This is a genomic window from Vibrio sp. 10N.239.312.C11 (assembly GCF_041466065.1).
In the GTDB taxonomy this organism is placed as follows: domain Bacteria; phylum Pseudomonadota; class Gammaproteobacteria; order Enterobacterales; family Vibrionaceae; genus Vibrio; species Vibrio tasmaniensis_A.
This window is the reverse complement of sequence record NZ_JBFSRZ010000009.1, coordinates 22,097-43,421: the sequence shown is the minus strand read 5'-3', so window position 1 is coordinate 43,421 and position 21,325 is coordinate 22,097. Positions and strand designations below refer to the sequence as shown.

General features: G+C 45.0%; 20 protein-coding genes and 1 riboswitch. Of the genes, 19 read left to right on the top strand and 1 reads right to left on the bottom strand.

Features of this window, described 5'->3' with window-relative positions:
• Positions 1-327: 327 nt before the first annotated feature.
• On the top strand, positions 328-564 hold the full coding sequence (locus tag AB6D07_RS06115) for a hypothetical protein (RefSeq protein WP_012604808.1): 237 nt from the start codon (positions 328-330) through the stop codon (positions 562-564).
• A 75-nt stretch (positions 565-639) separates the two neighbouring features.
• Here the strand turns inward: AB6D07_RS06115 and tkt are convergent, their stop codons facing one another.
• Positions 640-2,634, bottom strand: a complete 1,995-nt coding sequence (gene tkt, locus AB6D07_RS06110) for a transketolase (protein WP_029222973.1) — start codon at positions 2,632-2,634, stop codon at positions 640-642.
• Between the two features lie 377 nt (positions 2,635-3,011).
• Here tkt and metK point away from each other — a divergent pair, with 377 nt between their 5' ends.
• The 18 genes from metK (at position 3,012) to AB6D07_RS06020 (ending at position 21,238) form a co-directional block, all read left to right on the top strand.
• Positions 3,012-4,163, top strand: a complete 1,152-nt coding sequence (metK, locus tag AB6D07_RS06105; protein WP_009847676.1) for a methionine adenosyltransferase — start codon at positions 3,012-3,014, stop codon at positions 4,161-4,163.
• A 263-nt stretch (positions 4,164-4,426) separates the two neighbouring features.
• Positions 4,427-5,185: an ABC transporter ATP-binding protein gene (locus AB6D07_RS06100; RefSeq protein WP_017103280.1), complete on the top strand. Its 759-nt coding sequence runs from the start codon at positions 4,427-4,429 to the stop codon at positions 5,183-5,185.
• Positions 5,182-6,126, top strand: a complete 945-nt coding sequence (locus AB6D07_RS06095) for an ABC transporter substrate-binding protein (protein WP_017103281.1) — start codon at positions 5,182-5,184, stop codon at positions 6,124-6,126. The genes AB6D07_RS06100 and AB6D07_RS06095 overlap by 4 nt, the downstream gene beginning before the upstream one ends.
• Positions 6,113-7,138 (top strand): iron ABC transporter permease, encoded by a 1,026-nt coding sequence (locus AB6D07_RS06090; RefSeq protein WP_050546540.1) that lies wholly within the window; start codon positions 6,113-6,115, stop codon positions 7,136-7,138. The genes AB6D07_RS06095 and AB6D07_RS06090 overlap by 14 nt, the downstream gene beginning before the upstream one ends.
• On the top strand, positions 7,128-7,592 hold the full coding sequence (locus tag AB6D07_RS06085) for a phosphoglycerate mutase family protein (protein WP_012604813.1): 465 nt from the start codon (positions 7,128-7,130) through the stop codon (positions 7,590-7,592). The genes AB6D07_RS06090 and AB6D07_RS06085 overlap by 11 nt, the downstream gene beginning before the upstream one ends.
• A gap of 9 nt (positions 7,593-7,601) precedes the next feature.
• Positions 7,602-7,732: riboswitch (cobalamin riboswitch) on the top strand.
• A 93-nt stretch (positions 7,733-7,825) separates the two neighbouring features.
• Positions 7,826-9,010 (top strand): cobalt-precorrin-5B (C(1))-methyltransferase, encoded by a 1,185-nt coding sequence (locus AB6D07_RS06080; RefSeq protein ID WP_017103283.1) that lies wholly within the window; start codon positions 7,826-7,828, stop codon positions 9,008-9,010.
• A gap of 20 nt (positions 9,011-9,030) precedes the next feature.
• Positions 9,031-9,690, top strand: a complete 660-nt coding sequence (locus AB6D07_RS06075) for a precorrin-8X methylmutase (protein ID WP_009847682.1) — start codon at positions 9,031-9,033, stop codon at positions 9,688-9,690.
• The gene (locus AB6D07_RS06070) at positions 9,687-10,985 is read left to right on the top strand and encodes a bifunctional cobalt-precorrin-7 (C(5))-methyltransferase/cobalt-precorrin-6B (C(15))-methyltransferase (RefSeq protein WP_017103284.1); all 1,299 of its coding nucleotides are present in this window, start codon (positions 9,687-9,689) and stop codon (positions 10,983-10,985) included. Before AB6D07_RS06075 ends, AB6D07_RS06070 begins: the two co-directional genes overlap by 4 nt.
• A gap of 66 nt (positions 10,986-11,051) precedes the next feature.
• Positions 11,052-11,882 (top strand): precorrin-2 C(20)-methyltransferase, encoded by an 831-nt coding sequence (gene cobI, locus AB6D07_RS06065; RefSeq protein ID WP_017103285.1) that lies wholly within the window; start codon positions 11,052-11,054, stop codon positions 11,880-11,882.
• Entirely contained in the window at positions 11,882-13,486 is a 1,605-nt protein-coding gene (locus AB6D07_RS06060) for a cobalamin biosynthesis protein (protein ID WP_372091552.1), read from the top strand. The genes cobI and AB6D07_RS06060 overlap by 1 nt, the downstream gene beginning before the upstream one ends.
• Positions 13,487-13,663: 177 nt before the next feature.
• Complete coding sequence (locus tag AB6D07_RS06055) at positions 13,664-14,506, top strand: sirohydrochlorin cobaltochelatase (protein ID WP_017103287.1); 843 nt, start codon at positions 13,664-13,666, stop codon at positions 14,504-14,506.
• A gap of 2 nt (positions 14,507-14,508) precedes the next feature.
• Positions 14,509-15,348, top strand: a complete 840-nt coding sequence (gene cobJ, locus AB6D07_RS06050; RefSeq protein WP_017103288.1) for a precorrin-3B C(17)-methyltransferase — start codon at positions 14,509-14,511, stop codon at positions 15,346-15,348.
• 1 nt (position 15,349) lies between these two features.
• Positions 15,350-16,162, top strand: a complete 813-nt coding sequence (gene cobM / locus AB6D07_RS06045) for a precorrin-4 C(11)-methyltransferase (protein ID WP_017103289.1) — start codon at positions 15,350-15,352, stop codon at positions 16,160-16,162.
• Between the two features lie 76 nt (positions 16,163-16,238).
• Complete coding sequence (gene cbiB / locus AB6D07_RS06040; RefSeq protein ID WP_012604821.1) at positions 16,239-17,204, top strand: adenosylcobinamide-phosphate synthase CbiB; 966 nt, start codon at positions 16,239-16,241, stop codon at positions 17,202-17,204.
• 38 nt (positions 17,205-17,242) lie between these two features.
• Entirely contained in the window at positions 17,243-18,313 is a 1,071-nt protein-coding gene (locus tag AB6D07_RS06035; protein ID WP_017103290.1) for a threonine-phosphate decarboxylase, read from the top strand.
• 2 nt (positions 18,314-18,315) lie between these two features.
• Positions 18,316-19,620 (top strand): cobyrinate a,c-diamide synthase, encoded by a 1,305-nt coding sequence (locus AB6D07_RS06030; protein WP_009847691.1) that lies wholly within the window; start codon positions 18,316-18,318, stop codon positions 19,618-19,620.
• Positions 19,621-19,860: 240 nt separating this feature from the next.
• Entirely contained in the window at positions 19,861-20,658 is a 798-nt protein-coding gene (locus AB6D07_RS06025) for a DUF2189 domain-containing protein (RefSeq protein WP_017103291.1), read from the top strand.
• A 79-nt stretch (positions 20,659-20,737) separates the two neighbouring features.
• A complete protein-coding gene (locus AB6D07_RS06020; protein WP_017103292.1) occupies positions 20,738-21,238 on the top strand; it encodes a SprT family zinc-dependent metalloprotease in 501 nt (166 codons plus the stop codon).
• The last annotated feature ends 87 nt before the right edge of the window (positions 21,239-21,325 follow it).

Below are 21,325 nucleotides of genomic sequence, written 5' to 3'. Positions count from 1 at the left end.
TTTCATATGAAAACAACGCGCCAACATTCTCTTACTTCGTTATATCTTTCAAGAATATTAATAACGAAATGCGCTCAAACTCCGCAATGTAAGCGGTTCGTTACAAATGACTTTGTGCACAGTTAACTCTATTGCTAAATACCTAAACAAGTACTGAGTGCAGGAGTAGGTAACATTTCCTCACTAAATCAATTAAGCGACATACCTCGACAAAATGAATTTATAAATCTAGCGAATGTAATAGCTATTATGCAATGATATCTAAATGAGTCTGACCTAATTCTACGGCTATTTCTAACCTAGTTTTCTCAACCAAAGGAAAAGGTTATGTCTGGATTTCCAGCGACTCATTTTTGTAAAACGTGCAATAAAGAAACGCCACATAGTGAAGTTCTTGTTCGCCAAACAAGCAGCTATGATACCGACAAAACTTTGTTAGGAAGAATAAAGCTGTTTGCTAATTCAATTATCAATGGTGGTCATTACTACAACATGGATCGTTACGTTGAATGTAAGGTCTGTGGGACTAGAGAACTTGATAATTGGGGAAATGAATTCGAGTAACTCATGTTTCTGAAAGCCAAATAAAAAACCGAGCCAGTGGCTCGGTTTTTTTCTATTCGGCGTTACAACGAATGATTAAGCAAGAAGCTCTTTTGCAGTGTTTACTACGTTTTCAGTAGTGAAACCGAACATCTTGAATAGCTCGCCTGCTGGTGCAGATTCGCCGAACGTTGTCATGCCGATGATCTTGCCACCGAAACCAACGTATTTGTACCAGAAGTCAGCGATACCAGCTTCTACTGCGATACGTGCTGTAACGTCAGATGGAAGTACAGACTCACGGTACTCGGCGTCTTGCTTATCGAACGCGTCAGTAGCAGGCATAGATACTACGCGTACTTTCTTGCCTTCAGCTGTTAGTTCAGCAGCAGCGCTAACCGCTAGCTCAACTTCAGAACCTGTAGCGATAAGGATAAGCTCTGGTTTGCCTTCACAATCTTTCAGAATGTAACCACCCTTAGCGATGTTTGCTACTTGCTCAGCGTCACGATCTTGCTGTGCAAGGTTTTGACGAGAGAAGATAAGTGCAGAAGGACCATCTTTGCGTTCGATTGCTAGTTTCCAAGCAACAGCAGACTCAACTTGGTCACATGGGCGCCATGTGCTCATGTTTGGAGTCAGACGTAGAGAAGCGATCTGCTCAACCGGTTGGTGAGTAGGACCATCTTCGCCAAGACCGATAGAGTCATGCGTGTAAACTTGAATGTTCTGAACTTTCATCAGAGCAGCCATACGCATCGCGTTACGCGCGTATTCCATGAACATTAGGAATGTTGCGCCGTATGGTACGAAACCACCGTGCAGAGCGATACCGTTCATGATTGCAGTCATACCGAATTCACGTACACCGTAGTGGATGTAGTTACCTGAGAAGTCGTTCGCTTCAAGCGACTTAGAACCAGACCACATAGTCAGGTTAGAAGGTGCAAGGTCAGCAGAGCCGCCCATGAATTCAGGCAGCATAGCACCGAATGCTTCTAGAGCATTTTGAGATGCTTTACGTGATGCGATGTTTGCTGGGGTAGCTTGAAGATCAGCAATGATTGCGTTTGCTTTCTCTTCCCACTCAACTGGAAGATCGCCATTAGTACGACGTTTGAATTCAGCTGCTAGCTCAGGGTGAGCCGCTGCGTATGCGTCAAACTTAGCATTCCACGCTGCTTCTTTCGCTGCGCCTGCTTCTTTCGCATTCCACTCAGCTGCGATATCAGCTGGAATTTCGAAAGGACCGTGTTCCCAACCAAGTGCCGCTTTAGTTGCTGTGATTTCATCAGCACCTAGTGGAGCACCGTGACAGTCGTGCGTACCCGCTTTATTTGGTGAACCAAAACCGATAATAGTCTTAGTACAGATAAGTGTTGGACGAGGATCCGCTTTAGCCGCTTCGATAGCCGCATTGATTGCGTCAGCATCGTGACCATCAACTGCTGGGATTACGTGCCAGCCGTAAGCTTCAAAACGCTTAGGTGTATCGTCAGAGAACCAACCTTCAACTTCGCCATCGATAGAGATGCCGTTGTCATCCCAGAAAGCAACCAGCTTACCAAGACCTAGCGTACCCGCTAGAGAACATGCTTCGTGAGAAATACCTTCCATCAAACAACCATCACCCATGAACGCATAAGTGAAGTGATCGACGATGTCGTGGCCTTCTTTGTTGAACTGTGCAGCCAATGATTTTTCAGCCATCGCCATACCAACAGCGTTGGTGATGCCTTGACCCAGAGGACCAGTCGTTGTCTCGATACCAGGAGCGTAACCATACTCTGGGTGACCTGGAGTCTTAGAGTGCAGTTGACGGAAGTTTTTTAGGTCTTCAATTGAAAGCTCGTAACCTGCTAAGTGAAGCAGAGAGTAAATCAGCATAGAACCATGACCGTTAGACAGGATAAAACGGTCACGATCAGCCCACTCTGGGTTTGCTGGGTTATGGTTCAAGTGGCCACGCCAAAGAACTTCAGCGATGTCAGCCATACCCATAGGTGCGCCTGGGTGGCCTGAATTTGCTTGTTGAACACCGTCCATGCTAAGTGCGCGGATTGCATTGGCTAGATCTTTACGAGAAGGCATGTCTGCTCCTGGATACATAAGCGATTTAAAAAAGAGATAGATGCTAAAGTTTTCATTTTTATTAGCGCGGGTATTCTCTCAAACGACTATAGCGACTGCAAACGTTTTACTGGTACTTTAACGGTCATTTTCCGCAATTTTCGATCATTTACACCACTTAACAATGGCTTCCCCCTACCAACACGCAAACGTTTAGTTATGACATATCCTAAAAAAGAGCTTGTAATTCGACCGTTGGAATTTAAAATAGCCGTCTAGATGTAGAAACACCTACAAAATATACTGTATTGAATGGCGGCGCTTCCTCGATTGCGACGGCATAAATTATTTGCATTTAACTATTTGCAACTAAAAACTAAACTAAAAGTGGAGCTCTCATGGCTAAGCACCTATTCACTTCTGAATCTGTTTCAGAAGGCCATCCAGATAAAATTGCAGACCAAATCTCAGATGCTGTTCTTGATGCCATCATTGAACAAGATCCAAAAGCACGTGTTGCTTGTGAGACTTACGTAAAAACCGGCATGGTTATGGTTGGCGGTGAAGTAACCACGTCTGCATGGGTTGATATCGAAGAAATCACTCGTGAAACAGTTCGTGAAATTGGTTACGTTCATTCTGATATGGGCTTTGACGCTGACTCTTGTGCAGTACTAAACACAATTGGTAAGCAGTCTCCAGACATCAACCAAGGTGTTGATAAAGCCGATCCTAAAGATCAAGGCGCAGGCGACCAAGGTATCATGTTTGGTTACGCGACTAACGAAACACCAATCCTAATGCCAGCTCCAATTACTTACTCTCACCTTCTTGTTAAGAAGCAAGCTGAAGTACGTAAGAGCGGCAAGCTTGACTTCCTTCGCCCAGATGCGAAATCTCAAGTAACGTTCCAATACGACCAAGGTAAGATCGTTGGTATCGACGCTGTTGTTCTTTCAACTCAACACTGTGATTCAGTAACAACACCTGACCTACGTGAAGCGGTAATGGAAGAGATCATCAAGCCAGTACTTCCTGCTGAGTGGATCAACAAAGACACTAACTTCTTCATCAACCCAACAGGCCGTTTCGTAATCGGTGGCCCAATGGGTGACTGTGGTCTAACAGGTCGTAAGATCATCGTTGATACCTACGGCGGCGCAGCTCGTCACGGTGGTGGTGCATTCTCTGGTAAAGATCCATCAAAAGTTGACCGTTCTGCAGCTTACGCAGCTCGTTACGTTGCGAAAAACATCGTTGCTGCTGGTATGGCTGACCGTTGTGAGATTCAACTGTCTTACGCTATCGGTGTTGCAGATCCAACATCTATCATGGTTGAAACGTTTGGTACTGAGAAAGTAGCGCACGAAATCATCATTGAAGCAGTTCGTCAAAACTTCGACCTACGTCCATACGGTCTTCAAGAGATGCTCAACCTTCTTCAACCTATCTACAAGCAGACTGCTGCATACGGCCACTTCGGTCGCGAAGAGTTCCCTTGGGAAGCAACTGACAAAGCAGCTATCCTTGCGGACTTCGCAGGCCTGTAAGCATTACGCAACACGCTTAGCTGAAACGTAATTTTAAAAGCCTCTGTTCTCAGAGGCTTTTTTCTTTCTATTCTTCTATTCTTCTATTCTTCTATTCTTCTATTCTTTCACTAATAAATCCTAACCCTTTCACGTAGCACAAGCGTTAACTTATAGATTATTTTGATAATAGTGGGGATTTTACGTGCTGAGATCAATGTTACGCAAACGTTTAAATTTTAATGTAATAGCACTTACTAAAAACAAACCATTCTCAGTAACTCATGCTTCTTTGCCACAAACTTTCAGTTCAACAACAAAACACTCAACGACTGCACCCACTCGATCTGAAAATTAATCAAGGTGAGCGCTGGGTAGTCATTGGACGCAATGGTTCCGGAAAAACCACGTTATTGAAGGCACTGGTTAATTTGCTTCCCTTCAAAGGCGAAGTCGTCATAAACCAATTGCCGCTACGTAAGTTAACTTGCCAGCAAAGAGCAAAACAAATCAGTTACCTTCCACAACACAGTCAAGTGGATGGTCGTTTAACACTAAGAGAGTACATTCAACTAACTGCTTCCAATCAAGCCACTTCTAGCTTTTCACTTGACCAAATAAGTAAAGCACTAAAGATCGATACTTTCCTCGAACGAAGAATGGGACAGCTCTCAGGCGGCCAGAAGCAGCGAGCGCATATTGCACGATTTTTATGTCAGAACGCCGAATTCCTGGTGTTGGATGAGCCTCTAAACCATCTAGATCCATGTGCTCAAGGGGAAGTTTTATCACTATTGAAAGAGCAAGGTAAAACACTGATTTGCTCACTGCATGATATTTCCCTTGCGGCCAAATTCGCGACGCACATTGCGATTTTGGAACACGGCCAGGTAATCGCGAAAGGAAAGGTAGAAGAACTACTGACTCACAATCAACTTAAGCCGATCTTTGAAGTCGATTTAATCAGCACGACCAATAAGCGCACACAGAAAACAAGTAAATTTTTCGACATTGAACTCGACCAAGGACAGGAGCTTTCATGAAAAAACTATCAGCATTAACTTTATTACTTACCGTGTCTGCACAAGCCCAAATTACGGTAGAAAACTGCGACTCTACACTTACCTTAGATAAAGCGCCGAAAACCTTAATCACTCACGATATCAATATGTCTGAGATGGCATTTTATCTCGGGCTTGAAGAGAATATGATCGGAGTGACCGGTATTAGCGGGTACTACAAAACGACCCCTGAATTTAATCGCCTCCAGGGCAGCATTCCAGAGCTCGCACCGAAATATCCTTCTCTGGAGGTGTTAGTTAATGCCAACCCTGATGTTTTCTTTGCAGGATGGAATTACGGTATGCGATTAGGCGGCTCAGTCACGCCTGATTCTCTGAAAGAGTTTGGCATCAATACTCTGATTCTTAATGAGAGTTGCAGCCATATCCGTAGAGATAAGCAGCCAGCTAACATGGAACAGATGTTCGATGACGTGACACGCCTTGCGACTTTATTCGGTCAGCAAGACAGAGCTCAAACTCTTATCTCCACTTGGAGAGAGCAATTAATATTGATTCAACAGCAAACCCAGAATCAAACCCCGCTTAAAGTCTTTCTGTATGATTCAGGGGAAGATAAACCATTCACAGCAGGAAAGTACGCGACAGTGAGCGCCATGATAGAAGCAGCGGGTGGCGCCAATGTAATGAAAGATCTGGATATCAGCTGGGGAACCACATCATGGGAGTCAGTTGCGATGCATAACCCTGATGTCATTATTCTTCTCGATTATCAAAATGGGACAGGCGCTAAAGGCATGCAAGCCTTTTTGGAACAGCACCCAGCGATGAAGCTGACCACAGCGGTAAAGACCACCCAATACCTTCCTCTGCGTTATGAGGAAATTACTCCCGGGCCAGCAAACATAGCTGCAATTGAAAAATTGGCACAGCGCATCCAAGAAATACATGACAAGTCTTAGTACTAACCTGAACCGAACCGCACTGAACACCTGCGTATTCAGTTCTGTTTTTGCCCTCTTAGCGATGTTTTCTCTGAGTTTGGGCAGCGTTCAGCTATCTTTTGCACAAGTCGCTACTATTTTTTCAGCTGCGATGAGTCAACAGATCGACTCACCGATAGATCAAGTGGTACTGCACCTGCGCTTACCTAGAACAATCATCGCTATTATTTGCGGTGCTGGGTTAGGTATTGTTGGGGCGTTATTACAAACCGTGACAAAAAACGATCTTGCCGACCCTTTCATTTTTGGATTGTCATCCGGTGCCGCAACTGGAGCAGTCTTTGTGATTACAGTCATCGGCAGCGCTATCGGCATTTGGACACTTCCACTCGCCGCTTTTATCGGTGGAATAATCTCGGCTTCGGCAGTGCTATTTCTAGTCAGAAAAGTAGATGGACAAGCGTCTTCTCAAATTGTTTTAGCCGGGTTGGCTATTTCATTTTTATTTACAGCCTTGACTAACTTCTTGGTCTTCCATGGTGATCAACGAGCTGCCCATTCGATTCTATTTTGGTCGCTAGGAGGCCTAGGAAACGCACGCTGGGACAATGTGCTAATTGTGCTTGCTGGACTTATCGCCTTGATAGCCCTAGGTATATTAAAACATCGCCAGTTAGATTGTTTACTTGCAGGAGACGACGTAGCACAAACCATGGGCGTAGACACAAAACGCCTGCAAAGCGGTGTATTTATTGTCTGCGCTTTTGCAACTGCATGTTTTGTTTCTATCATCGGCGTTGTCGGATTTATTGGCTTGATGGTTCCTCATATCGCGAAGAAAATCATCGGCCCATTACACAAAAAATTACTCATCACTTCAGGGCTGATTGGGGCTTTGCTTATGCTATTAAGTGATATTTTGGCGAGAACCTTAGTTGCTCCTCAAGAACTGCCTCTTGGTGTTGTCACCACCGCGTTTGGCGCACTATTCATTGTTTCCATTTTGATGGAGAAAAGTAATGAAAGCTGAACGCTTCACCATCATTGCGATTCGTCATGGCGAAACCGAATGGAATCGAATAGGCAAAGCACAGAATCAACTGGATAGCCCTCTGACAATGAAAGGCAAACGACAGATGCATAACGTCGGTCGTTATCTTGCAACTCAAAAATCATTGACCCTCAATGCTATTTACACCAGTCAATTAGGCCGTGCGATTTCCAGTGCTAAAACCATCGCACGTTACCTGAAAGTGCCCGTCATTTCTCAAATGGAGCTCAGTGAGTTCGATTCAGAACAGCAACGAAGAACAATGGCGATTCAGTGGATCCAACGAGTTTCTCGTCACCACAACAATGAGAACCCTATTTTGCTGCTCGGACATGGCGACTGGATAAAAACATTAGCCAGTTTAGGGACACCAAAGCAAATAATAGAAACACCAAACAACGGAGAAATCCTCAGGATAGATATCGAAGTATAACGTCACATCAGGGAATCAGGTGTAACTCCTGAACTGTACCCGCAGCTGTAAGCGATGAGCCCTTTACAAGCCACTGAGTCACACGACTTGGGAAGGAGTAAAGCGCAATGAGAACCTCAACATCGTAAGTCAGAATACCTGGACACACATGAATATCGAGCGGGAAAACTCAACACCATCCATACCTTGTCTAACAAGGGAACGCTCTGTATTCGTCAATACCTAAAACGTAGATGAAGAATACTGTGGTCACAAAAGTTAAACGATCCAAAAATAAGTCCGATCTCCGCAGTGGGTTTACCACCGGAGCGTGCGCAGCTGCAGCAAGCAGAGCGGCAGTTCAAACACTATTAACCGGACAAAAGCCTGACTATATCTCCATCACTCTACCTAATGGTGAGCCCGCTACGTTTAAGGTTGCGTTTATCCAAACATCCAACGATGCGGTGACCGCCAGCATTGTTAAAGATGCAGGGGACGATCCTGATTGTACCCACGAAGCCCATATTCAGAGTATTGCCCGCTGGCATTCAGAGCCCGGTTTTCATATCGATGGGGGTGTTGGCGTAGCTCGTGTGACTCTACCCGGATTAGAACTTCCCGTCGGTCAGGCGGCGATTAATCCCGTTCCTCGAAAAAACATTCTCGATATGGTGACTTTGGAATGGAACCAAGCTACCAGTCAACAGAAAAAACACGTCGGTATATTACTGGAAATTTGCGTCCCTGATGGAGAAGAGCGAGCCAAGGAAACCATTGGGCCAAGACTCGGTTTAATCGGTGGTATTTCCATTCTCGGGACACGCGGAACGGTAAAACCCTACTCCACTTCAGCGTTTTCAGCATCTGTGCGTCAATCGGTACAAATAGCGAAACAAAATGGCCAAAACCACTTGGTTCTCACGACAGGATCTCGAACCGAAAAATCAGCGATGGCCATGCTACCAAGTTATGACTCGATGTGTTTTATCCAAGCGGGTGATTTTGTTGGGGTCGGACTGCGCGCAGCAAAACGTTATCAAGTAAGCAAAATCACCGTCGTCGCCATGATAGGCAAACTCGGCAAGATGGTCGCTGGGCACATGATGACTCACGTATCCGGTAAAGCTATCGACTTTTCATTGCTGGCCGACCTCGCCATTCAATCGGGTGCATCGAGTGAGTTTGCCGAAGCTGTTAGCCAAGCCAACACAGGCCGCCACGTACTCGATACATGGAAAGAAGCCCAACCGGGCCAAGAGATTCCCAATTACGACTTTCTTACCTTGCTCTGCAAACAAGCTGCAGAGCACGCTGCTGTGTATGTCAAACATCACGTCAGCATTGAATTCAAATTGATCGATTTTAACGGCGATCTATTAGCAGAACATCTCTGCTCAAAAGGAAGTGATACCAACACTCACTTTCATGATGAATAAGCATGAACAAGGAAAACTCCATGACTAACGATATGCGTCAAATGACCAAGCAAGGCCGTCAAATTGAAAGTGACTCTTTCTCTATCATCGATGAAGAAATAGAAACTCTCCATGGGGGACATAACTTCAATCAAGGTGAATGGAATGTGGTTCGTCGTGCCATTCATACTACGGGTGACTTTGAATACGCTAAATTATATCAATTCAGCGACAACGCGATTGAGTCTGCCATTACCGCTTTAAAAAACGGTGCCAACATCATTACCGATGTCAGCATGATCGTGACAGGTTTAAACCAAACTCGCCTCAACGCTTACGGCAATAAAGCACAGTGCTTCATTAGTCATCCAGACGTCATTAGCACGGCTAAAGAGACAGGAGAAACACGTGCTATTCACTCAATGCGTTATGCCCGCGATAACGGACTACTCGACGGCTCTATCATAGGTGTAGGCAATGCGCCTACCGCATTACTTGAGCTATTGCGCATGATTGAGGCAGGTGAAGCCAAACCTGCATTGATCATTGGCATTCCTGTTGGTTTCGTAAAAGCAGATGAATCGAAGCAAGCATTAACCGAACAAAACACAGTGCCTTACATTGCTAGCCTAGGCCGTAAAGGTGGCAGCCCGCTTGTGGTATCAACCATACACGCACTACTAGCCGAGTCAGTAAAATGAATAAGGTAAGTACTCACTCTTCTTTAGCGTCATATTCCCAATCAGCTATCACTGTCATTGGTGTACCTGAAGATGGCTGCTTAAGTTTAACCAGTCGTGCCGTTAATGCTGTTGAGTCAGCTCGCGTTGTTGCAGGTAACGACCGACTATTGGATTGGTTTCCCCAATTCAAAGGTCAACGCTTATCGATGAAAGAAGGCTATCAATCTTGGTTCGCTAAGTTGCTTGATGAATGCGAGGAAGGCGGCGTCGTCGTATTAGCTTCTGGCGACCCATTGTTCTTTGGCATCGGCGAATCGTTGTTAAAAAAACTGCCTAATGATGAAGTGCGCTTTATTCCCTCCCCTTGTTCAATGCAACTCGCTTGCAGCCGAGTCGGCATTGCATGGCAAGAAACCAAAGCAATTTCACTACATGGAAGAAAGCAGCATTACGATGGCATTAAAGGTATCGCAAGCCAAATGCAATGGGGAACTAGCTACTGCTTGCTAACCGATGTTCAAAACAACCCAGCTCGTATTGCGAAACACTTAGTCGAATTTAATCAACAAGGTTGGACGGCGTGGGTTTGTGAGAACTTGGGCGGTACAGAAGAAAAAGTGAGCCAATGGACACTCAATGAGCTCGCTTTAAAAAGTGCTGACGATTTTTCAGTTCTTAACGTTTTAGTACTTCACCGCCAACAACCTCATGCTTGGGGTGAATTGGGCCAATACGCCAACGATGATGACTTCATGAAGCGCATGCCTAAGCGCGGCTTAATTACCAAACAGCCCGTTCGTCACTTAGCGTTAGCAAGTATGCGTATTCAACCAAGATCTGTGGTGTGGGATATAGGCACAGGCTCAGGTTCTATTGCGATAGAAGCCGCTAAACAGTGCTATCAAGGACAAGTCTTCACCATTGAATCAAACCAAGAATGTTATGAGTCGGTCGAGGCTAACTTTAGAGCGCACGGTACCGACAACGTACAACTGATTCGAGATAAAGCCCCAATGCAGCTCGACACCTTGCCTCAGCCAGACAGTATTTTTATTGGTGGAAGCCGCGGCAACATGCACACCATTTTAGATTTCTGTTGGTCAGCAATAAAACCGGGAGGCGTCGTGATCGGTTCTGCAGTGACTGTCGATTCAGTTTGCGAACTTCATCAATGGAGTAAAGACAGCGATGCTCCGACACAGGTTCAACTGGTCTCTATATCAACAGGCGTACCACTCGCTCACTACACCCGTTATCAATCAGAAAATCCGATTCACTTATTTATTTTTACCAAGCCGTTTATTCAGAAATAAGCGCTTAATTTTTTAATTAAGCGCCACTCAACATATTAAATAAAAACAAAATTAGAGAAAGCACAGATGAAATTAGGAACTATGTACGCAATTGGTGTCGGCACTGGAGACCCAGAATTATTAACACTTAAAGCTCACCGACTACTTAGCACCGTCGACATTGTCGCGTTTCCAGAAAAAGACGCGGGCAGTAACCACTCTTTTGCTCAACAAATTGCAGCGGGTTCTGTTAGCCCTGAAAGCATGAAAGGCGAATACCTATTTTTGCATTTCCCAATGACGCGTGACCCAAGCATCAACGTTCCTGCATGGCGTAAAGCCGCCGTCACAATTGTTGAACTATTAAAGCAAGGTAAAGACGTGGCATTTGCAACCGAAGGTGATCCATCGGTTTACAGCACATGGGCATACATCCAAGAAGAACTGACAGAGCTACTTCCTGAACTTGATCCGGTGATCATTCCGGGTATCACTTCAGTTACCGCTATTCCATCACAAACAAAAATTCCACTTGCTGACGGTCAGGAGCGTTTTTGTGTTGTACCTGCGACATGGGGTATCGAGTGTTTAGAAAAGCTAGTCGAAGATTTTGACACCATCATGTTAATCAAAGCAGGTCGCGTTATCCCTAAGCTGATCACTCAACTTGAGTCGATGAATATGTTGGATTGTGCAACCTACGTGTCGCATGCCACCACAGAGAAACAAGAGCTTTACTCTGACCTACGTGATGTACCGAATGAAAACCGTTACTTCTCTATGGTTCAGCTTTCTGTTCGCGCTCGTCGTGGCGTATTACGTGGCACCAATGAATCAAAGAAATGTGCCGTTCTTGATGGTGGTAAAGCTGATAGTGGTAAAGATGACATCGATAAAACTAATGGCGGTAAAGCGTAATGAAAATAGCCACTTATGCCATCACGCTACACGGAGCAAGGCAAGCCAAACGCTTAGCTAAAACGTTTCCGTTTGCTGATGTCTTTATTGCACCAGTTGGACAAGAAGAATACCCAGAAGCCGATGAGTTAACCCTGCCGCTTTCTGGTTTTCTTCCTCCTCAATTTAAGCAATATGATCACCATATCTGCTTTTTTGCTGCGGGTATTGTCAGCCGAATGATCGGCCCTTTGCTAGAAGACAAACGCACCGACCCCGGCGTGATCTGCATTGACGATCACGGCCAATTCGTGATCCCTATGCTATCTGGTCATCGCGGTGGCGCAAATGGGATCGCGTTACAAGTCTCACAAGCACTCAACGCGACTCCTGTAATCACCACCGCTTCTGACGCTGCCGGCAGTTTGTCGGTTGATATGCTCGGATCGCCATTTGGTTGGACACTTGATCCACAATGCGAACCCGCGATCACCGCCACCAGCGCAGCAGTTGTAAATGAAAAACGCATTCTAATAGTGCAGCACGCTGGCGAACAGAACTGGTGGCAGAACAAACGTTCCATGCCAAGACACATCATGACCCACCCAGCACTAAGCGATACAGACCTTTCTCAAATCAGTACTGATGATTGGGATGGTTTAGTTCTGATTTCAGATGAAGCACAACCAAAAGGTTACGCCGACTTAAAAAATAAAACCGTACTGTGGCGACCAAAATCGCTTGTGCTTGGAATAGGCTGTGACCGCAATACTCCTTTGCATGTATTGAAAGCAGGTATCGATGTTTTCCTGACTGAATATAACCTAGCAAAAGCCAGTGTTTCAGCTTTCGCCAGTACCGCTTTAAAAGCGGATGAAAAAGGTATTTTAGAACTCTCGTCTGAAAGCCAAATTCCTTTCCACACTTATTCAGCCGAGCAACTCGACGGCGTTGAAGGGATTGAAAACCCATCAGAATACGTAAAAAAAATTACGGGCGTATCATCGGTTTCTGAAGCAGCCGCGCTAAAGCACGGTCAGCGAGATCAACTATTGGTACCTAAGTGGAAGTTCAAACAAGACGGTTTCAACATGACTTTATCTTGTACTCGCATCGAATACGATGAACCCCTCGCCAAGAAGAAGTGGAAAAACTGGCTAGATGAAAACGTCAAAATCAACCTTCACGGTAATGAAGTGGTAGATGGTTTTCAGTGTAAGCCTAAGCATGTCGATTTAAACCGCCCGATGCTCTACCACCGCCATCACGTATTGCTATGTGAAGGTGGCCGCTGCGCGAAAGAAGGCAGTAAAAACCTTGCACACGATCTTAGACAGGTACTTAAAGCGCTCAATTTTTCCGACGGTGAACAGCGCATCAAGATAAGCCGTACACACTGTGCGGGCACCTGCAGAAACCGCGCTGCAATGGTGATTTACGAACGTTTACTAGAACATGAAACACCTGTTAACAACGGGCTTTGGATTCGAGGTATCGAAGAATTTACCGAGCAAGACTGGAAAGATTTGTTCACAAATCTAGTCGAGCGGAAATCATTAAAAGCTTATTTAGATCCTAAGTTTATCGCACCAATTGAAAATGCAGACGGCACCACTGAGCTTTAGAAACCGCTTAGTTTTAAGAACCACTGAACTTTAGGTATCACTGAGCTTTAGGAACATAGTAGGCCAAATACTTTGCAAGCTATGAACATGATATTTCAAAGCTCACTTTAACCTCATTACCAACATGAGATAACCCGTTTATCTTGTGATATAGATTTGATAAGGACAGCGACAATTATGAAACGACTTCGTCATTATAACCAAGGCACAGCCATTGTACTGAGCTGCTTTGGTAGCGTTGTAGAACAACAACGTTATGAAACTCTAGCAGAGCGCGTACGTCAAAGTTACCCAGATGTGCCAGTGCGTATCGCCACCAGCTCAAAGATGGTGATCAAGAAGCTGGCTCGTAAAGACACGCCATGTTTCAGCCTACCTCAGGTACTCGCCGATCTAGACACTCAAGGTTACGAACGCATTTTGATTGTTTCAGTGTACCTATTCCCTACCGATGAACATCGCTACATGACATCAATAGTTGATGGCTTCAAGCAATTCTCATTGGCGCGCATTGAACAAACACCAGCGATCATGCATCACAGCCAATTAACGACCAATTTGCTTTCGGCTCTCCATGATCGTTTTGCTCCACAAGATCATTTCAACGTGTTCGTTCACCACGGTGCGCCTATGCTAGATAACCCAGGTCACCAATCGATCCATTACTGTGATGATCTACTCGGCAAATTATCGCAACGCAACTTCACTTGCTCGCTCGAAGGCGCATGGCCATTTAAGTTAGTGAAAAATGAAATGGTTCGCCGCATTAAAGAGCAATATACAGGCCAAGGCCGACCGCTTCTTAATCTAGTTCCACTACTGCTTGTATCGGGTAACCACTTCATCAACGATCTTAAAGAAATTAAAGAGATGCTGGCAGAAGACGCTGACGTTCAAGTGGCAGAGCCAATCCAAGGTGACAAGTTCTGCATGCTCGATATGCCAGAACTGTTACAGATTATCGATAAGCAAATTAAAGAAGGCTTAATTCGTTTAGGTGCACCAGAGGAAGAGAAATAATCATGGCAAAACTAACACTGGTAGGCTTAGGGCCTGGCGCAATAGACCTAGTCACACCCGCAGCGCAACAAGCGGTAAAGAATGCAGATGTCGTTGCAGGCTACAAGCCGTATGTAGAATCAATCAGCACACTAATCGACACTCAAGAAGTCATTCAAAGTGGTATGACTCGCGAATGGGACCGCGCTCAAGCCGCAGTAGAAGAAGCAGCAAAAGGTCGAGAAGTCGTATTGGTATGTTCTGGGGATTCTGGCATGTACGCGATGGCGCCTTTAGTGCTTGAATTATTGGAGCAAAACGCAGAATTAAACGCACAAGTTGAACTGGATATTATTCCGGGCATCACCGCGGCTAACGCCTGTGCTTCTTTAGTTGGTGCACCTCTTGGTCACGATAGTTGTACCATTTCTCTGTCTGACTTATTAACGCCTTGGGAAGTGATTACCAAGCGGATTGAAGCCGCGGCAATGGCTGATTTTGCGATTACCTTCTACAACCCTCGCTCTAAAAAGCGAACTCAGCACATTGAAACTGCACGTGAAATCCTTTTGGAACATCGTGCCCCAAATACTCCCGTTGCTATCGTGAATGCTGCGTATCGTGATGAGCAAAAAGTCACACTGACAACACTGGCTGAATTTACCAAAGTGGAATTTGGTATGAACGCCGCGGTCGTGATAGGTAACAGCAACAGCTACCGATTTGGTGATTGGATCGTAACACCGCGTGGCTACACCAATAAATATCAACTGAAAGACGGCAAGGTACTAGAAGGTCAAAAACGTGGCCATTCATTAAAAGTGGAACCTAAAACAGAATCAGTGACGGAAGAGGCAAACTAGTATGACGGTATTTTTTATCGGCGCAGGGCCGGGTGACCCAGATTTAATCACAGTGAAAGGCGCACGCTTAGTTGAAGAGTGCCCTGTGATTGTTTACGCAGGCAGTTTAGTGCCAAAAGCCGTCATCGATCGCGCTCACCCTGATGCACTGGTCTATAACTCCGCTGACATGGATCTTGATGATCTAACCAATGTGTACCTAACCGCACACGAAAAAGGTCAAAACGTTGCACGCGTTCAAACTGGCGATCTTTCGATTTACTCGTCTCTTGCAGAACAAACACGTCGCTTGAACGAACTTGGCATTGATTGGAAAGTGGTTCCGGGCGTGTCCTCTTTCCAAGCGAGTGCCGCAGCTCTTGGCCAAGAACTGACGCTACCTGAAAAGTGCCAGACCATTATTCTTAGCCGAGCATCAGGTCGAACGCCTGTTCCTGAAAAAGAGAATCTACGCGCCCTTGCCTCTCACGAAGCAACACTGTGTTTATTTCTTAGTGCAACATTGATTCGTAAAGTGGTTCGTGAATTATCGGATGTTTACCCGCAAGATTGGCCAGTGGCTGTCGTTGAAAAAGCCAGCCACCCTGAACAGCGAATATTCCGTTCTACATTAGGTACAATCGCCCAAATTATGCATGATGAAAATATACGTTCTACCGCGATGATAATCGTCAGTAAAGTGTTGGGCGATAATGACTTTATTGACTCTAGACTCTACGATCCGACCTTCTCACACGCTTGCCGAAAAGCACGTGTCGTTGAAGAGGGTGTCGCTGAAAGTGGAACATTGGAAGACGATAAGAGCGCAGACTAACCTCGCTCATTAGCTGTTGATTGGTTTATGCGTTTATTCATTTTCACTATCCAGTCAGCAGCATTATTTGGCAGATATGATGATCTTTTTTGATTTAAATTTTGGTTATTCAAGTTTAGCGATCGCGCTAATGATGATCGCAGCTTTGATGCTTGATCACTTACTAGGTGAGCCTAAACGATTTCACCCTTTGATCGGTTTTGGCTATGCGGTTGAGAAAATCGAGAAGCTGTTAAACCGAGCCACTAAATTCTCAGGTTTGATCGCATGGATAGCTGCGACTGTTCCATTGTGCTTACTCAGCTTTTGGCTACAACATACGCTACTAAGCATGGGGAACACATTAGGCTTTTGGCTATTTAATATCGTGGTTCTGTATATCGCGATAGGTCAACGTAGCCTGCTTGAGCACGCCCAGTGGATCCACCAGCCGCTGAGCCAAGGTGATCTTGATTTAGCGCGAGAGAAAGTTGGTTGGATCGTTAGCCGTAATACTGAAACCATGGATCAACGCCAGATCACGTCATCGACGATTGAGTCGGTATTAGAGAATGGTAACGATGCGATCTTCGGCACTCTATTTTGGTTTGCACTGCTTGGGGCTCCAGGGGCATTACTGTTCCGATTAGTGAACACACTTGATGCGATGTGGGGCTACAAAAATGAACGCTGGCTAGAATTTGGCTATGTGGCAGCAAAAGTAGATGATGTGATGGGCTGGGCACCTGCGCGCTTAACCGCACTTAGCTACAGCCTTTTAGGCAACACTAAGTTGGCTCTAAAATGCTGGAAAGAACAAGCTAAACATTGCTCGAGTCCAAACGGTGGCCCCGTAATGACATCAGGTGCCGGCGCACTACAAATCATCATAGGTGGCGATACTTATTACCACGGAAAACTTGTGAAAAAACGTCCGATGGGAAAAGGTAATATTGCGACTTTAGAAGATATTCCACGAGCCATATCTTTGGTCCAAAAAACCAGTGTGCTTTGGGCCATCGTAATGCTACTGCTTTCTCTTTTAACTCTTTGTTTATTTTGATTTCATGTCTATTTTAACTCTTTACTTTAAGTACGCTAATGACGATTAAACAACACTCAACCTCAAACGAACTTCCGCATCACGGTGGTAAGTTAATCGAGTTTTCATTGCGCTATCAAAGGCCAATCGAACAATGGGTCGACCTTTCAACTGGAGTAAGCCCGCACCACTACCCTATACCTGAAATCCCTGCATCGGTATGGAATCGGCTACCAGAAGACGATGATGGCTTAATCACAGCCGCGCAAACCTACTATCAAAGTGATGCCTTGTTACCCGTAGCTGGCAGTCAGGCAGCCATTCAATCGCTACCTCATATGATTGCAAAGACACAGCCAACATTGACGTACATCCTATTGCCTCATACGGGTTACAAAGAACATCAACATGCGTGGCAGCAGTACGCAGAACAAAGCATACAAGCCGTCATATTCGACTTTTACCGACACAAACCGACAATCGAACAGCTGAAAACGGCAGACGTGGTCGTAGTGATTAATCCCAATAATCCAACCGCACTGAATGTGCCACCAAGTGAAGTACTGACTTGGCTAAATCATATCCAAGATCATTCAACGCTCGTGATTGATGAAGCGTTTGTAGACTGTACTCCTGAGCTTTCAGTGTTACCAAGTTTCCCAACAGGAGTACCTGACAATCTAATAGTCCTGCGATCAGTGGGTAAATTTTTTGGGCTGGCAGGGATTCGCGCAGGCTTTTGTTTTGCCTCGCCATTGCGTTTAAATATTCTTAAACAACACCTTGGACCTTGGACACTCAGTGGCCCAACTCGCTATGTCACCACACATGCCTTACTCAACTCCAATTGGCAAAAGAAAAACCGCCAACGCCTACATGAAGAGGCTCAGCGTATGAACCAAATCTTACAACTACATTTTGGCCAAATGGCGGGCTCGGTAAAAATAACATCACAGATACTCTTTCACCGAGTTGAAATTTCAGATTCGGCATCATGGCACCATCAGCTCGCCAAGTTAGGGGTTTTTACTCGTCATTGTGATGAAAACGATGCACTTCGTTTCGGGTTACCCGCCAACGAATCACAATGGCAAGCGCTCACTCGCGCACTCGAACAACTCAAGGAATAATTATGTCTACAGCTTACTGTTCTGCCCTAGTGGTAGGCGCACCTTCTTCTGGAAGCGGAAAAACAACCGTGGTCGCCGCTCTAGCAAGAGCTTTGGTTCAACAAGGAAAGAAAGTTCGAGTATTCAAAACTGGGCCTGATTTTATTGATCCACAATTTCTATCTATTGCATCAGATACGCCCACTTACCAATTGGATTTGTGGATGTGTGGTGAAGCGGAATGCCAACACTTAATTTACCAAGCAGCCCTAGAAGCGGATGTGATTCTAATTGAAGGCGTAATGGGTATGTTTGATGGCAAATGCTCAAGTGCTGATATTGCGGCTAAATTTAACCTTCCGATGTTGGCCGTGGTAGATGCTGGCGCAATGGCACAAACCTTTGGAGCCATTGTAAATGGCTTATCGACATTCCGTGATGACGTGGATGTATTTGGTGTAGTTGCAAACCGCGTAGGTTCTGAACGTCACGCTGAAATGCTAAAAGAAAGCCTAAAACCTGAAACCGAGTTTTGTGGTTGGTTACCAAAAGACATGGATTTGTCGCTGCCAGAACGCCACTTAGGTTTAGTACAAGCACAAGAGTTAGATGACATAGAAGAGCGACTTAATCACGCAGCCAAGCTACTACTAGAACATGGTGATATCCCATTACCAACAGCACAAGCATTTGAAAAACCAAAGCAAGCACTACCAGCCAGACATGAATCATTGACTGGTCATACAATTGCAGTAGCTCGTGATAATAGCTTTGCTTTCTTGTATCAAGCCAACCTTGATTTGTTGATCGAATTGGGGGCAAAACTGTCATTTTTCTCACCGCTTGCACATGATGATTTACCAGTGTGTGACGCTTTGTATTTACCAGGAGGTTATCCTGAATTACATATGGATAAGCTAGCGCTCAATCATGCGTTGAAGCAGCAAATCATCACACACATTGAACAAGGAAAACCTTGCCTAGCCGAATGTGGTGGCATGCTATACCTCAACAAAGCATTGACTGATACAGAAAGCCAAACAGAAAACATGGTTGGCGCGTTAAATGCCAAAGCGACTATGCAGAAAAAGCTAGCCGCGCTAGGGATCCTAGAAGCTAATTTCAATGGTCAAATGCTGCGTGGTCATACTTTCCATTATTCAAAAACAGACAGTAAAGAAACCGTGCTAACTCAACCTGAATCTCAATATGGTAGGCCAACCGATCCTGTTTGGATAAAACAAAGCACCATCGCTTCTTATGCTCATTGGTACTTCCCGTATAACCCTGATTTGGTAGCGAAAATATTCAAAGGAGCACTTTATTAAGTATGGGTGAAAAAATGCGCCTTAAACGCTTTGACTAAGAACAGCCTGTCAAAAGTTGATATTTGCCGCTTCACGGTCAATAGTTAAAATAATGTTAACGAACAAATCAAGATCAGACTTTGTTTCGTGAACTATTTAGCTGATGCGCGCTTACATCAAAGACGTCGCCAAGTCGGGCATCGAGTTTCGTTCGCTGCAATTTAACTGCAGCGCAGGTAGAAAACCGATCAAGGAGGATCTATGCCTCGTACATTGAATACACAAGACTTCGACGATAAACAAAAAGAAATCAAAGACTTAGAATACGCTCGTACAATACCATGTAATCAGGTGAGCATTTCAGCGCCCTTTCATTGGTTGTCGCTTGCTCTGCACGACTTAGTGAGAATGCCATTAATCAGCGCATTTTACGGTTTGTGCTTTATGGGTGCGGCCATCGCCATTGTTCAACTTGTCCAATGGCAAGGAACACATTTAGTCGTTATGCCAAGCTTGATTGTGTACATGCTAATAGGGCCGTTTCTTGCCCTAGGCTTATATGACGCAGCCTGGGAAAGAGAAAAGGGGCACAACGCTAGCCTACTGCACTCGATGAAAGCCATCACACGCAACTCAACCCACCAATGGGCGTTTGCGATTGTATTAATGGTCGCGATGATATTCTGGATGCGTATCGCTGCATTATTGCACGCGCTTTACCCTTCAGTGCAAGGTGCACCATTGACCGAATTTGCTCCCTTCTTAATTACAGGGTCTGTGATTGGTTTTGTTATCGCTAGCCTGATATTTAGTATCTCAGCATTTTCAATTCCACTAATGATGGAGAGACGTGTAGATGTAATGAGTGCCATTTTTACTAGCTTCAACGCTGTTAAATCAAACATCCCTGCGATGGTCGTTTGGGCTGGTATCATTGGTACTGGTATCTTAGTCGGCTTCGCGACCTACGGTGTGGGTATGATTGTAACGATGCCATTACTTGGTTACGGAACCTGGCATGCTTACCACGAAGTCATCAAAAAGAAACATCATGTTTAAATCGTTTCACGATCGATGAGCAATGTTATGATGAGGCCTTAGCTTAAACGCTGAGGCTTTTTTTTGGAGTTAACAACCCTTGTCTTACACCCCGCAACAACATCGAGTAAATAAAAAACTGGGCGAATGCCTAGCTATTGCTAATCAACATTTTTCTCGTGAATTTCCATGCCCAACCGTCACTTACAAGTTAAGAGGAAAGGCAGCGGGAAAAGCCTACCTCCAGTTAAACGAGATAAAACTCAACCAAGTGCTATTCAGCGAAAATGAAGACGCCTTTATTAGCGAAGTCGTACCTCATGAACTCGCACATCTCATCACATATCAGGTCTTCGGACGAGTTAGGCCTCACGGCAATGAGTGGAAATACGTGATGGAAAAGGTATTCAATGTACCGGCCAGAACGACCCACAGCTTGGAAATCACCTCAGTGCAGGGCAAAACTTTTGAGTATCGCTGTGATTGCACCACTTATCCCCTGTCGATAAGACGACACAACAAAGTCATCCGCAACCAATCAACGTATCGTTGCCAACAATGCCAGCAAACCTTAGCTTTTACCGGCCTTCAATTGAGCTAAGTCTTAAGCTCACAAAGTAACGCGAATAAATGTAATAGAGAGAACTAACATTTGAGTGCTAGACTGTTGTTTATCATACTTTCATCA

Coding starts and splice junctions, on each gene's coding strand:
- AB6D07_RS06115 (WP_012604808.1), top strand. CDS start 328: ATGTCTGGATTTCCAGCGACTCATTTTTGTAAAACGTGCAATAAAGAA.
- tkt (WP_029222973.1), bottom strand. CDS start 2,634: ATGCCTTCTCGTAAAGATCTAGCCAATGCAATCCGCGCACTTAGCATG.
- metK (WP_009847676.1), top strand. CDS start 3,012: ATGGCTAAGCACCTATTCACTTCTGAATCTGTTTCAGAAGGCCATCCA.
- AB6D07_RS06100 (WP_017103280.1), top strand. CDS start 4,427: ATGCTTCTTTGCCACAAACTTTCAGTTCAACAACAAAACACTCAACGA.
- AB6D07_RS06095 (WP_017103281.1), top strand. CDS start 5,182: ATGAAAAAACTATCAGCATTAACTTTATTACTTACCGTGTCTGCACAA.
- AB6D07_RS06090 (WP_050546540.1), top strand. CDS start 6,113: ATGACAAGTCTTAGTACTAACCTGAACCGAACCGCACTGAACACCTGC.
- AB6D07_RS06085 (WP_012604813.1), top strand. CDS start 7,128: ATGAAAGCTGAACGCTTCACCATCATTGCGATTCGTCATGGCGAAACC.
- AB6D07_RS06080 (WP_017103283.1), top strand. CDS start 7,826: ATGAAGAATACTGTGGTCACAAAAGTTAAACGATCCAAAAATAAGTCC.
- AB6D07_RS06075 (WP_009847682.1), top strand. CDS start 9,031: ATGACTAACGATATGCGTCAAATGACCAAGCAAGGCCGTCAAATTGAA.
- AB6D07_RS06070 (WP_017103284.1), top strand. CDS start 9,687: ATGAATAAGGTAAGTACTCACTCTTCTTTAGCGTCATATTCCCAATCA.
- cobI (WP_017103285.1), top strand. CDS start 11,052: ATGAAATTAGGAACTATGTACGCAATTGGTGTCGGCACTGGAGACCCA.
- AB6D07_RS06060 (WP_372091552.1), top strand. CDS start 11,882: ATGAAAATAGCCACTTATGCCATCACGCTACACGGAGCAAGGCAAGCC.
- AB6D07_RS06055 (WP_017103287.1), top strand. CDS start 13,664: ATGAAACGACTTCGTCATTATAACCAAGGCACAGCCATTGTACTGAGC.
- cobJ (WP_017103288.1), top strand. CDS start 14,509: ATGGCAAAACTAACACTGGTAGGCTTAGGGCCTGGCGCAATAGACCTA.
- cobM (WP_017103289.1), top strand. CDS start 15,350: ATGACGGTATTTTTTATCGGCGCAGGGCCGGGTGACCCAGATTTAATC.
- cbiB (WP_012604821.1), top strand. CDS start 16,239: ATGATGATCTTTTTTGATTTAAATTTTGGTTATTCAAGTTTAGCGATC.
- AB6D07_RS06035 (WP_017103290.1), top strand. CDS start 17,243: ATGACGATTAAACAACACTCAACCTCAAACGAACTTCCGCATCACGGT.
- AB6D07_RS06030 (WP_009847691.1), top strand. CDS start 18,316: ATGTCTACAGCTTACTGTTCTGCCCTAGTGGTAGGCGCACCTTCTTCT.
- AB6D07_RS06025 (WP_017103291.1), top strand. CDS start 19,861: ATGCCTCGTACATTGAATACACAAGACTTCGACGATAAACAAAAAGAA.